This window comes from Brevundimonas sp. (assembly GCF_027484365.1).
Classification (GTDB): domain Bacteria; phylum Pseudomonadota; class Alphaproteobacteria; order Caulobacterales; family Caulobacteraceae; genus Brevundimonas.
Genome location: NZ_JAIXTC010000021.1, coordinates 1 through 14,555, shown reverse-complemented (window position 1 = coordinate 14,555; position 14,555 = coordinate 1). Strand labels below are relative to the sequence as shown.

Here is a 14,555-nt window from a genome sequence, read left to right as displayed (position 1 = left end):
ACGTCAGGGCCACTTCAGTTTGGCGAGGTTGTCCTGACCGAACCCTCCAGCCCGGCCCGGAGCCCAGTTGCCAACGCTTGCGCGGCCTAGAACCCGAACGTGGTGCCGATCCAGAACTGACGCCCGTAGAAGGACACGTCCCGATAGATGTCGTTTCCGGTGTAGTTGATCTTTTCTTCGTTGGTCGCGTTGCGAACCTCTCCGATCAGTTCGAAGCGATCATTGATCGTATAGCGCGCCTGGAGGTCCAGGGTGCTGGTCGCCGCGTCATAGCGATCCGTCACACCGGTCAGGTCGGTCGCGCTGACACTGGTGAAGGCTTCGCCGACATAGGCGTAGGCGGCGCGGGCACGGAACGGACCCTGCTCATAGAAGAGGGCGAGATTGGCGAGGGTGTCGGCCTGGCCTTGCAGCACGTCGACCGTGCCGCGCGCGCCGCCCGTATCGAAACTGCCGTCGATGAAGGAGGCGTTGGCAGACACGCCGAAGTTCGACAACCAGCCCGGCAGGGGCAGGTTGTTGATGACGGCGTTGAGCTCGAGGCCCTGGACGTCTGCCCTTGTGGCATTGACGGGCTGCGTCACGTCCTCGCCGTTGGGGCCGCCGGCGACGGTCAGACGGGTGACGATCTCGTTCTTGATCTCCTTGCGGAAGACGCCGACCGAGAACACGCCGACATTGCCGGGCATGTAGTATTCCAGAGAGGCTTCATAGCTGTCGCCTTCGCGGGCGAGCAGGTCCGGGTTGCCACGGTTGATGGCCCCGGTGGTCTGATTGACGGTTTCGCCCGAGGCGAGCTGGCTGGGGTTGGGGCGTCCCACCGCGCGGGCCGCGCCTGCGCGCAGTCGCAGTGAGTCCGTGAGATCATAAAGGAGGGTGATCGACGGGAGGAAGTGGTCGTATTGGCCGTCACGGGTCACGCGCGACTGGGCCGTGCCCTGGGTGCGGTTGCGTTCGACCGAGGTTTCCGTGTCCTCGTAGCGACCGCCGAGGATCAGGGTGTGACGCGAGCCTGCGTGGCGCACGAGGCCGTAGAGGGCGGTGACGTCCTCTTCAAACAGCCAGTCGGCCTGCCGGTTCTCGTTGCGCCCGCCCGTGAAACTGGCGCGATTGCTGTTGAAGAAGGCGTTGAAGGCGTCGAAGTCGATGAAGATCTGGTTGAAGCTGCCGAACGGCGGCCTGTAGTTCGTCGGGACCGCGAACTGGCCGAGCGACAGGGGCGCGCCTGTATAGACCCAGTTCCAGGTGGTCGAGTCGTTGTCGCGGATGATCTCGCGGACCTTGGCGCCGAGGCCAATCCCCAGACCCATGTCGCCGCGCTCGGTATTGCGGCCGTAGTCGAAGGCGACTTCGCGGACATATTCGTCGCTGTCGTCCTCATAGGGCGTGAAGGCGTTGTTCAGCAGGGTGTAGCTGGCCGGGTTCGAAAGGCGTGGGTCAAGGTTGGTCGCGACCGGCACCCGGCCCTGGAGGCCCACATCGAACGTCGCCGCAGGACCCGTCAGGTTGAACTGAAGCTGGTTGGACGCTTCCAGGAATTGGGCTTCGGAATAGGAGGCCCGGAAGGCCAGGGTCTGATCCTCGTCCGGGGTCCAGTCGATGAAGAACTGGCCCACCGTGGTGGGCTTCTCGAGCGGAAAATCGTTGAAACGGACGAAGCTGGCGTTGCCGCCGGTCCCGTTGCGCAGTCGCTGCGAATGGCGCAGCTCGTTGTCGTTCTGGACGTAGTGAACGAACGAAACGCCCGTCCGCAGGCCGGACATCGGCTCCCATTCCAGCTTCAGGATGCCGCCGAGCCGTTCAATGGTGTTCGGATAGGTCGACCACAGCAAATCCGTCTGGGCCGCCGCAGCCGCCGGGGCCCCCACGGGCGTCGGAGTCGCGGAAATGGAGGGCTGGACCTGCTGCGGCAGGAGCCTTTCCTGGTCGCGGTTGCGCTGAAGATAGTTGAGGCCGAGAAGGACGCCGAATTCGCCGCTGCTGCCAAAACGTTGCGACATGGTCGCATCGAAGCGCCAGTTCGGCGCATCGTCATAGTCGCGGCCAAAACCTTCACCCGGGACGACGGTGTCGGAGGAGATGCCGCCCGAGGCTGTGCCTGCGAGATAGAAGCCCGGCGAATCGAACGGGGAGCGCGTGATCAGGTTCAGCGTGCCGCCGATCGCATTGCCGTCGACATCGGGCGTCCGGGACTTGGTGACCACGACCTGGCGGATCGCACCGGAGGGGATTGCCTCCATGTTCAGTTGGCGGTTCGAGCGTTCGGAGGTCGCCAGGGTCGCCCCATCGAAGGCACCCAGGGTGTAGCTGGGGTTAAGGCCGCGGATCGAGACGAATTTGCCTTCGTCTTCATCGAACACCGTCTGGACGCCGGGCAGGCGACGGATCGCATCGGAGATGTTGTAGTCGGGCTGGCTGCCGATATCGTCGGCCGCGAGATAGTCGGCGATCCGCTCATCCTGACGACGCGCAAGGATCGCCTGTGCGTTCTGGGCGCGATAGCCGACAACGACGATCTCCTCGACGTCAGTGGCATGCTGGTCGGCGGCGGCCGACTGCGCAAAGGCCTGTCCGGCAACAGCCGACAAGGCGATCGAGCTGCTCATCAGCATGAGGAGGGCGCGAAGCGAAGACGTCATGGAAATATTCCCCCTGCAGGCTTGCGCTGTTCAGCAAGGCGCCTGCGTCGGGGCGATGTCGTCGCAGCGACTGACAACAACGGCGCATCCGTTAGGAGAAGTTTAGATAGTGAGTTAACGAATTTTTTACGAATAGACATAGGCGTTGCACGGGCAGGCCGAGACAGGCAGCGTCAGAAGCAATAGAAGGAGCGTCCAGAATCCTGTGATGCTGCGATCCTGTGAATATTGGTCTGAATACTGAGGATGTAATGATTAGTTCGTCCACCATTCTTGCGAGAGCCATTATTGCCGCTGCATCCTGCGCCATCTCTGCGTGCGGCACCCTCTCGATGGCCCATCCGGATCCTGCGCCCTGGGTCGCCCTGTTTGATGGCGTGTCACATCGGACCCTGCCTGCGCCAGGGCCGGTCCCGATGGCGATACAGGTGCTCCAGATCGACCTGACGGCTCCGGGCGTGTCGCTGATTGTCACCCCTGGCGATTCCAGCGATGGCCACGAATACCGGGCGCTGAAAACATCCGAGGCGCTCATGGCCCAGGACTGGCAGGCGGCCGTCAATGGAGGCTACTTCCTGCCCTTCGCAGGGGGCTCGCCCGGAGGAGATGACTATATCCCCCAACCGGGTCAGGGGACGGATGTCTCCGGGGCCGCGATCCATGACGGGCGGGTTGTGTCCCCGATCGAAACGGACCTCGACCGGCGGGTCAACGCCATCCTGTGTATCTGGCGTGAGGCCGAGGTGGTGATCCGGGATGGCCAGGAGTGCGGCCCGGGGGTGCGTGAGGCCATGGCGGCCGGTCCGCGGCTTCTGAGGGACGGCCAGCGTCTGTCCTATGAGTCCTTTGACGCCGCCTATGGGGCAGCCCGTCACCCCCGGACCGCCGTCGGACTCGATGCCCGCCGTCGGCTCGCCTGGCTTGTGACCGTGGATGGACGCCAGCCGGGTTTCAGCGAAGGCGCCAGTCTCGACGAACTGACCGACATTCTGGTCGCTTTGGGAGCCAGTGACGCGATCAATCTGGACGGTGGCGGATCCACGACCATGGTGGTCGAGTCTGCGAATGGACCCGTTGTGTTGAACCGTCCGATCCACACCGCCGTGCCGGGCCGGGAACGTCCCTCGGCCAATCATCTGGGCGTCCGCGCGCGTCCGCGTTCTGATGCGATCCAGCCCTGAGCCGGCTCCCCTGATCTGAACGAACCGGAGCGGACGGGTCTGAAACCGTTCGCCGTTCGGGCGGCCTGTAAATTGTTCGCAAGGCTGTCTCGAAACTGCGCTGAGTCTGACGAGACCTCGTCACGGCTGGAGCCTAGGCGGTACTGAAGAGTGGGGGTCAGGCTGGTGCCGGCGGGTGCGGTGAACCCCTTTCTCGCCCCAGCCTTGCCTTCCCTCGAGGGAGGGGATTGGAGACGCCGATGCCCAGACTCATTCTGGCCGCCACGGCCCTGGCCGTCTTCGCCCTGGGCACCGCTGCCGCGCGCGGCCAGGACCGCCCGACGGTCGCCCAGCCCGCCGAACCACGGCCGATTCCGCCGCTCGCCAGCTATCCTCGCCAACAGGAGCGGCCCATCCCGCAACCGCCGGCCCCGCCGACGTTCGGCTCGGTCGAGTTACGGCGTTATCCCGGTATCATGGAGGCGGGCCAGGGCGCAGCGGCGGCAGGCGATGTCTTCTATGCCGTGGTCAACACCCGTATCGGCAAGTACGCCAAGTCGGATGGCGCGAAGCTGGCGGAATGGGCGGGCGACCGGACCCTGTTCATCCATCTCAATGCCTGCGCCGTGCTGGAGGGCAGGTTGATGTGCGGCCATTCGAACTTTCCGCATGTGCCGATGGTCTCTTCGGTCGAGGTGTTCGATCCGGACACCCTGGCCCACATCGACAGCATCAGCCTCGGCGAACAGATCGGGTCGCTGACCTGGGTCGACCGCAAGGATGGCGCCTGGTGGGCCCTGTTCGCCAACTATGACCAGCGCGGCGGCCAGCCGGGCCGTGACCACACCACCACGACACTGGTGAAGTTCGACGACGAGTGGCGGCGTATGGAAAGCTGGGTGTTTCCGCCGTCGGTGCTGGAACGGTTCGCCCCGACGTCCAGTTCGGGCGGAGGTTGGGGCGACGACGGGCTGCTGTATGTTTCGGGGCACGACGCCAAGGAACTGTATGTCCTCGCCCTGCCAGAGGCCGGGTCGGTCCTGCGCCATGTCGCCACCGTCAATGTCGAGTTCGAGGGCCAGGGCTGGGCGTGGGACCGGACGGCCGACCGGGAGATCTGGTCGATCGCGTCGGGTCGGGCTGTCGTTCAAACCCATGTGCCGCCATTGCCGCTGAACCGCTGAAGGCGACAAGGTCCACCGCGGGCCGGCCCGTCAGAGTCTCGGGTGGCGTAGATGCGGTGACGCATTTGGAACCCATGTCTTTGCGGTGATGCATCCGGTCTCACCGCGTTGCACCACCCAGGTCGGCTCAGAGAAAACGACCGGATTGAGAAATCGCATCGACCGATTCACCGGCGGGAGCCGAGTTCACACGTCTCAGCTTCCGGAGCAGCGGTTCCTGCCCGCACCCGCCGCCGACTACAGCACCTGCTGCATGCAGCGGCGTTTGGGCTCCCGACCAGGGATGAAGCTGTTCTGATCAGCGGCACGTCAAGCGTGGAACGCAGCTGTGCCATGGGCGGGCGAGGGGGCCTGCCTGAAGTCAGGCCGAAGTTGATCTGACGGCACTAGGTCAGGTGCCGGACGCCGGCTCAGCTATTCACAAGTTCCGTCAGACGGACGATTCCAGTCCGATGATCGTGACCGGAAGAATCGCCGATGAGGTCTCTTCGCCGTCCAGTTGGCGGAAGAGGAATTCCACGAGGGCGGCAGCTCCGCGCTTCAGGTCCTGGTGAACCGTGGTCAGGCGAGGATGGGCATGTTCGGCGAAGGGCAGGTCGTCGAACCCGATCACTGACACCTCGCCGGGTCCGCTCCGTCTTGCGCCCTAAGAGGTCTTCTGGTGGGTTGCCGCCCAATGAGGAGATTTGCGGGAATTGAGTTCGGGGGCACCAAGGTCGTGGTCGCCTTCGGTCAGGGGCCGGGCGACCTGTCCGAGCCGATCCGCATTGCGACCACGACCCCGGCCGAGACCCTGCGACGGGTGGAGGCGGTTCTCGAAGCGGGGTTCTCCGAACAGGGCTTTGACACCATCGGCGTGGCCAGTTTCGGCCCGGTCGGGCTCGACCGGACGAATGCCGATTTTGGGCGCATCCTGGCGACCCCCAAGGCGGGGTGGTCAGGGGCTGACATTCTGGATCCCCTGAGACGGTTCGGCGTGCCGATCGGCCTGGCGACCGACGTCGGGGGTGCGGCCTTGGCCGAAGGACGATGGGGCGCCTGCCAGGGGCTGTCCGACCATGTGTACGTCACGGTCGGGACAGGGGTCGGCATGGGCATTGTCGCCAACGGCGCGCTGGTGCACGGCGTCCTGCATCCGGAAGCCGGGCATCTGCCGATGCGCCGCGATCCGGCGCGCGATCCCTTTGCGGGCGCCTGCCCCTTCCATGGCGGCTGCCTGGAGGGTCTGATCAGCGGTCCGGCCATCGCCGCGCGGATTGGCCGTCCCGGAGAGACCCTCTTGAGCGACGATCCCGTCTGGGAACTGGTCGCCGAATATCTGGCCCAGATGGCGGCGAGCCTGACCTATGTGCTCGCGCCCCAGCGCATCGTCATCGGCGGCGGCGTCGGCGGCATGCCCGCCCTGCTGAATCGCGCGCGGGCCCGGCTGAAGCCGGAACTGGGCGGCTACCTCAAACATCTGGACGATGCCGACGCCATCGCCGACTATCTCGTCGGTCCCGGCCTTGGTGGTCGATCCGGCGTTCTGGGCGCAATCGCCATCGCTGCCGTTGCCAGCGCCAATCCACCTTCACCGCGAGGCTGACCTTTATGACCGATACCCGTGCTGGAACGCCCGACACCCGCATCGGCAAGGACGACCGGCTGGTGATCCTGGCCTCGTCGGTCGGGACGGTGATCGAATGGTACGACTTCTATCTGTACGGCTCCCTGGCCGCGATCATCACGACCCAGTTCTTCTCGGGCGTGAACGAGACGACGGGCTATATCTTCGCCCTGATGGCGTTTGCCGCCGGGTTCGCGGTGCGGCCTTTCGGGGCCATCGTGTTCGGGCGGCTGGGCGACCTGTGGGGGCGCAAGAACACCTTCCTCGTGACCATGTTGCTGATGGGTCTGTCGACCTTCGTGGTCGGTCTGTTGCCCAACTACGCCGCCATCGGCATCGCCGCGCCGATCATCCTGGTGCTGATGCGGCTGATCCAGGGGCTGGCCCTGGGCGGAGAGTATGGCGGGGCCGCGACCTATGTCGCCGAGCATGCGCCTCCGGGCAAACGCGGCTTCTACACCTCCTTCATCCAGATCACGGCCACGGCCGGGCTGATGATCTCGTTGCTGGTGATCCTCGGCGTGCGGTTCGCAGTGGGGGAGGCGGCCTTCCTCGACTGGGGCTGGCGCATTCCCTTCCTGCTCTCGATCCTGATGCTGGGCGTGTCGCTGCTGATCCGGCTGAAGCTGGCCGAGAGCCCCGCCTTCCAGCGCATGAAGGACGAGGGCAAGGCGTCGAAGACCCCCCTGAAGGACTCCTTCGGCAAATGGCCGAATCTGAAGCTGGTGCTCATCGCCCTGGTCGGTTTGGCGGCCGGTCAGGCTGTGGTCTGGTACACGGGCCAGTTCTACGCCCTTTTCTTCCTTGAGCGTGTGCTCAAGGTCGATGGCGCGCTGGCCAATATGATGATCGCCGCGGCCCTGCTGCTGGCCACCCCCTTCTTCGTCTTCTGGGGCTGGCTGTCGGACAAGGTCGGCCGGAAGCCGATCATACTGGGCGGCTGCCTGATCGCGGCCCTGACCTATTTCCCGCTATTCCATGCCCTGACTGGCGCGGCCAATCCGCAACTGGCGGCGGCCACGGCTTCGGCTCCGGTCTCGGTCTATGCCGACCCCGCCGACTGTTCGGTCCAGTTCGACCCGATCGGCAAGACGGTGTTCAACACGTCCTGCGACCTTGCCAAGTCCTGGCTGGCCAAGGCGGGCGTCACCTACGAAAACGTCGCCGCTCCCGCAGGGACGGTGGCCGAGGTCCGTATCGGTGGAACAACCGTTCAGAGCTTCCGCGGCGAGACCATGCCTCCGGCCGATTTCAAGACGGCCCGCACAGACTGGGAAAAGGGGTTGGGCGAGGCCCTCAAGGCCGCCGGCTATCCTGCCAAGGCTGACAGCGCCCTTGTGAACAAGCCGCTGGTCATCGCGATCCTGTTCGTGCTCGTCTTCTATGTGACCATGGTCTACGGCCCGATCGCGGCGGCCCTGGTTGAGATGTTCCCGACCAACATCCGCTACACCTCGATGTCGCTGCCCTATCACATCGGCAACGGCTGGTTCGGCGGCTTCCTGCCGACCACGGCCTTCGCCATGGTCGCCGCCACGGGCAACATCTACTACGGCCTCTGGTATCCGATCGTCATCGCCATCGCGACAGCGGCGCTGGGCTTCCTGCTGGTCAGGGAAGGCAAGGACGTGGACATCCACGCCTGAGCCGCCGGTTCTCGTCCTCCAGCGCCTTCAGCTTCTGGGCGTCCGGGACGCTCATGCCGCTGTATCTGGCCTTCCACCGATAGAAGGTCTGCTCGCTGATCCCGTGCCGCCGGCAGACCTCCGCCGTCGGGCTGCCGGCCTCCTGCTCCCGAAGCACGCCGATGAACTGCGCCGCGGCGAACCTGCTCTTCTTCATCTCCGTCTCCTTGAGGTTGACGGACGCTCACTCAAACCGAGGGATCAGGAAGGGGGCAGGTCAGATGCCGTGACCCCCGCCTTCAGGGGCATGGCGTGGAACCGGGTGTGCGACATTACGGATGACGGACAGCTCGCCCGGCCCTGACGCGCGGTCAGACCCGGATGTCGAAGGTATGGCGGCTGGGTCTGCGGATCGCGGCGTCATCGCTGATGGCCTTCGGCGGATCGACGGGACGATCGGTGGGCGTGCTCTGATGCGACGCCACGCGACCGGTCATTTGGGTGAGCTGCAGGGCCCAGGCGTATGCAGCGGGATTCGAGGATGTGCCGACCCTCATCGTGGCCCTCCTTCACGCGGCAGCAGGTCGAACGACGCCGGATCAAGGTCGAGGAGCGTACAAAGCCGCAAGATCACCGCCCGCTCCTCGGCATCAACGCCCCCGTCCGCCTCGGCGACCAGACAGGCGGCTTCTATCAGCGCGCGAGAGGCTCCGGACTGGCCGCGCAGGCGTGAGACGGCCACCTCCGCCGTCGCCTCGCCATCATCCGGATCCCGTTCGAAGCGCAGGTTCAGCGCCTCGAACAGGACAAGCACGTCGTCGACGCCAAAGAAGGCGATGGTGGGGGAGTTGCGCATTCGATCGATCATGCCCTTGCGTTCCTCCGGCGTGACCCAGCCGTCGGCCTGGGCCACCATGGCGCAGCCTGCCACGACGGCGTCCATCTGGACGATGTCGCCGGGGGTCCAGACGTCGTCCGGGTCGATCGAAGCGCGTCGTTGAAGCAGTCTGTTTGATCTGGGCATAAGAACCTCACGTCTGGTCGCCGGCGGGCGGCGACGCATGTTGATGTCGGGGACGATCGGGGTCGGCGATCGGGGTGGCCGCCGACCCCTTCGGCGACTAGCGCGACGCAGTCGGCGTCTGACGACCATCAAAGACGGCGAGCCGGTCCTTGATGGCGAGCTTCTTCTTCTTGATGCCCGCAATGGTGCGATCATCGGGGCGCGGTCGCGCCCGCTCGTCCTTCAACGCCATCTCGAGCAGGGAATGAAATCCCCGTAGCCGATGCGCCAACACGTTAGACATGGAGCCTCTCCTTCTCTGAAGGGGAGCGCTCGACGACGAAGTCGTCGGTTCGATTGGGGGGAAACAAAAGCCGGACCCCGTCATCGAGCGCACCCGATGCGGTCCGACATCACGATCGCCATCGATCGTCAGAGGGGCCCGGGCCGCATAGACAAGATGCTCTGGATCCGCAAAATCCGCCAATAACAAATTCTTATGCGGCGAATGAATAAGTATTATGTGCGTATCGGATCAATCGCCGGATCAGCCTGAAAATACTGATGCGCAGATGCACAAGAGATGGTGCGCCGCGACGACCGCAATAAACTGACAGGCGAACAAAAACGCTTACCATAACATGTCGTGCGCTAAAGTAGGTGTTGACGCGGCGAAGCTCTGACTTCATTACCGGCCCCTCCACGGGTCCGGGCCCCTCTGGCAGCCGAGGCGTCGGCTGCGATGTCGGATCCCCGCATGGATGGTGCAACGCAGCACCTTTTCAAAATTCGGGGGTGCGGGATGCTTGAGTCCCTTCCATTTATTGCGTCCACCTATGTCGGTCAGCCGATCTGGCTCTGGATCGCCTTCCTGGCCTTTATAGGCTTTCTGCTGTGGATCGACCTCGGGGTCGTGAACAGCAAGGACGGGGTCGTTTCGGCCAAAAAATCGGCGGCCATGTGGGCGTCCTTCGCCTCGATCGCCATCGCGTTCGGGGCCTATGTCTACTTCGTCTATGAGCCCGATCCGCGCTACTATATGAGCGCTGAGAATCTCAACCAGCAGGCCGTGCTTCAATACTTTACGGGCTATCTGCTCGAAACGGCGCTGGCGTTCGACAACATCTTCGTCATCGGGATGATCTTCACCTTCTTCGCGGTGCCCCGCCAGTATCAGCACCGTGTGCTGTTCTGGGGGATTATGGGTGCGATCGTCTTCAGGGCGATCTTTATATCGCTCGGTGCTGCGATCGTGAACGAGTTCACCTGGGTGCTGTTCATTTTTGCCGCCTTCCTGATCTTCACAGGCTGGAAGATGATCTTTGGCGGCGACCACGAGATGGATCTCAATCAGAACCCCGTCCTGAAAATCCTCAGGAAACGGATGCGGATCACCGACACCATCGACAACCACAACTTCTTCGTCAAAAAGCCCGATCCCAAAGGTACGGGGCGGCTGGTCCTGTTCGCGACCCCGCTGTTCCTGGCCCTGGTCATGGTCGAGGTGGTCGACGTCATCTTCGCGGTCGATTCCGTGCCCGCGATCTTCGCCGTCACGAAAGACCCCTTCATCGTCTACACATCCAACATCTTCGCGATCCTGGGCCTGCGGTCGATGTACTTCATGCTCGCCGAAGCCGTCGCCCGCTTCAAGTATCTGAAGTACGGATTGTCGATGGTGCTGGTCCTGATCGGGGTCAAGATCATCTGGAACTTCGGCCTCTACAAGGCCTGGAAGGACCTGACTGGCGAGGCGCTGGTGCCCTATCTCGAGCCGCAGTGGTCGCTGATCGCGACCCTGGGCCTGATTGGCGGCTCGATGCTCTATTCCTGGATCAAGACCGGCTACGGCAAGGACGGGCGATAAACCCGATCTGTTGGGCGCCACGAAGCTTCTTTCGGTCCGGCGCGAACGGGTCACCGGTTGAGGCTGGCCGGGGGGGGGGCGGCGTCAGGGGAGGCTGGCGCCGTGCCGCCGCGCTCGTTCAGGCGTCATCCGCCGGGGTGGGGGAGCGGCTCCATGCCGTTTCACGGTCCGTTTCCGCGACCTGAGCGATGGAACAATCCGATGCTGGACCATCAGGTTCGGTCCGTAAGTCGTCGGCATCCTCAAAGGCAAGCGGCCCGCTCCGCCGCATCGCCGACGCCTCGGAGCGGGTGGCGAAGCATTGGCAGTGAGCGCATGGATACAGAGTTAATCAGTTTCGGCGCTATACCGTCTGTTGTTTAATCGTTGATAAACTACAAGCGCCGAAGGAACATCTGATCAAGCGATCTCAGGTACGATAAGTTCATCAGGGTCGAAAGACGCCTGCGCCGACATACGAGTTCGCTTCCCGAATTTGTGTCGGTTCTCATCTGTTGTGCGCTGTTGGACTGAGCTGACGGCACTAACGCTGATGTAATCGGTGAGCTGTCCGGTGAAGACGTCGAGCCCATCAAAGAGTTTGGCCGCGATTGCGAATTCTTGCCGCAGCATTGCGCCGACGCTGACGTTTCGGCCTCCATACGCGGGTTCGCGCAAAGCGCGTTCGGTGGAACTCGTTCATGTTGCCTCTTTCAGTGGTCAAGGTCCGTCTCGTCACCGCTGTCGGAGGGCTTGCAGCTTTCGCGCTTGCAATCGCTCTGGCCACCGCACTGCCTCAAGAGGCGAGGGTCGAGCCGGCCGCCATTCCCGCGTCCGGCGTCCTGTTTTCGACAGCCGCGAATTCCAGCCCGACGACAGAACGACCGACGCCTTCTCCGTCGGAAAAGCTTGACCGGCCGGCCGTCCGCCTGGCGGGCGGCGACGCGCTGTCATCCTCTGACAGGGCGCAGATCGAGGGACTGTTGGCCGAGGCGATCTACACGCCGACGCCTGTAGCTGATCGCCCTGACGCAGCCTCCACCGCGCTACGGGCGGCCAACCCCCGACAGGACTATGTCGCTCATTTCAATGAGGACGGCTTCGCTCTTGCGGGGGGCAAGGATAGGGACTGGCGCCTGCCGGTTCGTCTCGCGGCCTATGGCGCGCCCGAGTCGCTCGAGCCGTTGTCGACGGCTTCTCCCGTTCAAAATGGCGAGCGCGTCGAGTTCCGGCGCGGAAACGTCACCGAGTGGTACATCAATCGCCCCGGCGGAATCGAACAGGGCTTCGACGTGGCGGAAGCGCCGGATGGGGCCAGCGAAAGCCTGAGATTCATGATGGAGGTCGGCGGGGGCTTCATCGCCGAGCAGGACGGCGATGACATCCGCCTGAACAACGCGGACAAGAGCGCCCGCCTTCGCTACGCGGGCCTGATCGTCAAGGACGCCACGGGGCGCAAACTGCCTGCCGCCATGCGCGGCCTGGGCGACACGATCACCGTGGATGTAGACGCCCGAGACGCCGTCTATCCCATCATCGTGGACCCGACCTTCACCCAGGCCGCCCGCCTGAACGCCAGCGATGCGGCGGCGATCGATCAGTTCGGCTATTCGATCGACATTTCCGGATCCACCGTGGTCGTCGGGGCCAACGGGAAGGACGAAAGCGGCACGGTCACTGACACCGGCGCCGCCTATGTCTTCGTGAAATCCGGAGGCGTGTGGAGCCAGCAGGCGAGGCTGGTGCCGGCGGAAGCCCCCGAGCTCAACGACGCCCTGGGCACGTCGATCGCCATATCGGGGGACACCGTGGCGGTCGGCGCCATAGGGAGGATCACCAGTGGCCGCAACTCCGGTGCGGTTTACGTCTTCACGCGGTCGGGCACGACCTGGACGCAGCAGGCCAAGCTGGTCAACACCGACGCGACCGGCACCGACCGCTTTGGCATTAACCTCGATATTGACGGCGACACCCTGGTCGTCGGTGCCCACCAGGCCGATGACGGCGGGGTAAACAACAGCGGCTCCGTCTATGTCTTCACCCGGTCTGGGGGCGTCTGGTCCCAGCAGGCTGAACTGACGGCCGCTGACCGACTGGCCAGCGACAACCTCGGCTATTCGGTCGCCATTTCCGGAGATACGGTCATCGCGGGCGCCTATTCCGAAGACTCCCTCGGTTCTCTCTCCGGCGCGGCCTATGTCTTCACACGCTCCGGAACGATCTGGACCCAGCAGGCCAAGCTGAAGGCCAGCGACGCCAATGCTGACGATCGCTTCGGCTATTTCGTCGCCGCGTCCGGCGACACTGTCGTCGTCGGCGCGCCCTTCGCCGAGGCAGGGGGAGCCGCTCGCGGCACGGCCTATGTCTTCACCCGCTCCGGAACGACCTGGTCCCAGCAGGCTCGACTGCAACCCAGCAGCGTGGCGGACAACGCCAACTTCGGCTATGCGCTCGCCGTGCAGGGCGACACGGCGGCGATCGGGGCTCCGACCAATCCTGCCGGTGGCATCACCCGGGGGGCGGTCTTCGTCTTCACGCGCGCCGGGGGCGTCTGGACCGAACAGCAGATCCTGACCGCCAGCGACGCCATTGATCGCGACCGGCTGGGCAGTAGCGTGAGCATTGACGGGGTCTCGATCGCGACCGGCGCCATCACCCGCGACGATGCCGGGTCTTCCAGTGGCGCGGCCTATGTGTTCTCCGACACGACCCTGACCACGACCCAGGCGGTGGCGTCCCGGACTGTGAGCGTCGGCGCGGCGATCACCCCCTTCACGCCGGTGACCGGAAGCGGCGGTCTGGGCGTCCTGTCCTATGCCATATCGCCGGGCCTCCCGGCGGGTCTGTCGTTCAGCACCACCACGGGCCAGATCACCGGCACGGCGGCGTCCGCCTCCGCCACGACCACCTATACGGTCACGGTGACCGACCAGACGACGCCGACCGCGCAAACCTCGTCCAAGACCTTCAGCCTGACGGTCGATCCGCCGGCGGCGCCGCCGCTGAACACCACGCAGGCCGTCGCATCCAGCACGGCGACTGTGGGGTCCGCCATCACCGCCTTCACCCCGGTGACCGCCGGCGGCGGCACGGGGACGCTGAGCTACGCCGTATCGCCTGGACTTCCAGCGGGGCTGACGTTCAGCACCACCACCGGCCAGATTACCGGCACGCCGACTTCCGCCTCGGCGGCGACCACCTATACCGTCACAGTCACGGACCAGACGTCGCCTGTGGCCCAGACCTCGTCCAAGACCTTCAGCCTGACCGTCAACGGGGCGCTGGATACCGTCCAGGCGGTGGCGTCGCGGATCCTGACACAGGGCGTGGCGGCGACCGCCTTCACCCCCGTCACCGCCGCGGGCGGAACAGGGACGCTGAGCTACGCCGTGTCGCCGGGACTGCCCGCGGGACTGGCCTTCGACACCACGAACGGTCAGATCACGGGTACGCCCACCGCGACCTCGGCGACGGCGACCTTTACGGTCACCG

At 64.6% G+C, this 14,555-nt stretch carries 11 protein-coding genes and 1 pseudogene; 6 read left to right on the top strand and 6 right to left on the bottom strand.

The genetic code is table 11. The features are described 5' to 3' along the window. Positions 1–86 precede the first annotated feature (86 nt). Positions 87–2,639, bottom strand: coding sequence for a TonB-dependent receptor (locus Q0044_RS10780; RefSeq protein ID WP_298162152.1), 2,553 nt, complete (start codon positions 2,637–2,639; stop codon positions 87–89). A 251-nt stretch (positions 2,640–2,890) separates the two neighbouring features. On the opposite strand from Q0044_RS10780, the gene Q0044_RS10775 reads away from it, so the two are divergent. Together Q0044_RS10775 and Q0044_RS10770 are read left to right on the top strand one after the other, a co-directional pair. After that, positions 2,891–3,820: a phosphodiester glycosidase family protein gene (locus Q0044_RS10775; RefSeq protein ID WP_298162150.1), complete on the top strand. Its 930-nt coding sequence runs from the start codon at positions 2,891–2,893 to the stop codon at positions 3,818–3,820. 239 nt (positions 3,821–4,059) lie between these two features. After that, positions 4,060–4,983, top strand: a complete 924-nt coding sequence (locus Q0044_RS10770; protein ID WP_298162149.1) for a hypothetical protein — start codon at positions 4,060–4,062, stop codon at positions 4,981–4,983. 430 nt (positions 4,984–5,413) lie between these two features. On the opposite strand, the gene Q0044_RS10765 is transcribed toward Q0044_RS10770, so the two are convergent. Then, positions 5,414–5,602, bottom strand: a complete 189-nt coding sequence (locus tag Q0044_RS10765; RefSeq protein WP_298162148.1) for a substrate-binding domain-containing protein — start codon at positions 5,600–5,602, stop codon at positions 5,414–5,416. A 57-nt stretch (positions 5,603–5,659) separates the two neighbouring features. On the opposite strand from Q0044_RS10765, the gene Q0044_RS10760 reads away from it, so the two are divergent. Together Q0044_RS10760 and Q0044_RS10755 are read left to right on the top strand one after the other, a co-directional pair. Continuing rightward, positions 5,660–6,568 (top strand): ROK family protein, encoded by a 909-nt coding sequence (locus tag Q0044_RS10760; protein WP_298162146.1) that lies wholly within the window; start codon positions 5,660–5,662, stop codon positions 6,566–6,568. Positions 6,569–6,573: 5 nt separating this feature from the next. After that, on the top strand, positions 6,574–8,235 hold the full coding sequence (locus Q0044_RS10755) for an MFS transporter (protein WP_298162145.1): 1,662 nt from the start codon (positions 6,574–6,576) through the stop codon (positions 8,233–8,235). Here Q0044_RS10755 and Q0044_RS10750 read toward each other — a convergent pair. The 4 genes and pseudogenes from Q0044_RS10750 to Q0044_RS10735 form a co-directional block, all read right to left on the bottom strand. Beyond that, positions 8,228–8,431, bottom strand: a pseudogene (locus Q0044_RS10750) (transposase); the annotation flags it as partial. The gene Q0044_RS10755 and the pseudogene Q0044_RS10750 overlap by 8 nt on opposite strands. Before the next feature lie 154 nt (positions 8,432–8,585). Further along, a complete protein-coding gene (locus tag Q0044_RS10745) occupies positions 8,586–8,771 on the bottom strand; it encodes a hypothetical protein (RefSeq protein ID WP_298162144.1) in 186 nt (61 codons plus the stop codon). Next, positions 8,768–9,238, bottom strand: coding sequence for a tellurite resistance TerB family protein (locus Q0044_RS10740; protein WP_298162143.1), 471 nt, complete (start codon positions 9,236–9,238; stop codon positions 8,768–8,770). The genes Q0044_RS10745 and Q0044_RS10740 overlap by 4 nt, the downstream gene beginning before the upstream one ends. 97 nt (positions 9,239–9,335) lie before the next feature. Next, positions 9,336–9,521 (bottom strand): HP1242/YdcH family protein, encoded by a 186-nt coding sequence (locus Q0044_RS10735; protein ID WP_298162142.1) that lies wholly within the window; start codon positions 9,519–9,521, stop codon positions 9,336–9,338. A 498-nt stretch (positions 9,522–10,019) separates the two neighbouring features. Between Q0044_RS10735 and Q0044_RS10730 the strand changes: the two genes are divergently transcribed. Then, the gene (locus tag Q0044_RS10730; protein ID WP_298162141.1) at positions 10,020–11,084 is read left to right on the top strand and encodes a TerC family protein; all 1,065 of its coding nucleotides are present in this window, start codon (positions 10,020–10,022) and stop codon (positions 11,082–11,084) included. A gap of 680 nt (positions 11,085–11,764) precedes the next feature. After that, positions 11,765–14,555, top strand: a 2,791-nt coding sequence (locus Q0044_RS10725; RefSeq protein WP_298162140.1) for a putative Ig domain-containing protein, incomplete at its 3' end; no start/stop codon positions are given.

What these genes read in the sequence shown, in the direction of transcription:
- Q0044_RS10745 (WP_298162144.1), bottom strand. Translation starts at nt 8,771, where the DNA reads ATGAGGGTCGGCACATCCTCGAATCCCGCTGCATACGCCTGGGCCCTG.
- Q0044_RS10735 (WP_298162142.1), bottom strand. Translation starts at nt 9,521, where the DNA reads ATGTCTAACGTGTTGGCGCATCGGCTACGGGGATTTCATTCCCTGCTC.
- Q0044_RS10780 (WP_298162152.1), bottom strand. Translation starts at nt 2,639, where the DNA reads ATGACGTCTTCGCTTCGCGCCCTCCTCATGCTGATGAGCAGCTCGATC.
- Q0044_RS10755 (WP_298162145.1), top strand. Translation starts at nt 6,574, where the DNA reads ATGACCGATACCCGTGCTGGAACGCCCGACACCCGCATCGGCAAGGAC.
- Q0044_RS10760 (WP_298162146.1), top strand. Translation starts at nt 5,660, where the DNA reads ATGAGGAGATTTGCGGGAATTGAGTTCGGGGGCACCAAGGTCGTGGTC.
- Q0044_RS10730 (WP_298162141.1), top strand. Translation starts at nt 10,020, where the DNA reads ATGCTTGAGTCCCTTCCATTTATTGCGTCCACCTATGTCGGTCAGCCG.
- Q0044_RS10775 (WP_298162150.1), top strand. Translation starts at nt 2,891, where the DNA reads ATGATTAGTTCGTCCACCATTCTTGCGAGAGCCATTATTGCCGCTGCA.
- Q0044_RS10740 (WP_298162143.1), bottom strand. Translation starts at nt 9,238, where the DNA reads ATGCCCAGATCAAACAGACTGCTTCAACGACGCGCTTCGATCGACCCG.
- Q0044_RS10770 (WP_298162149.1), top strand. Translation starts at nt 4,060, where the DNA reads ATGCCCAGACTCATTCTGGCCGCCACGGCCCTGGCCGTCTTCGCCCTG.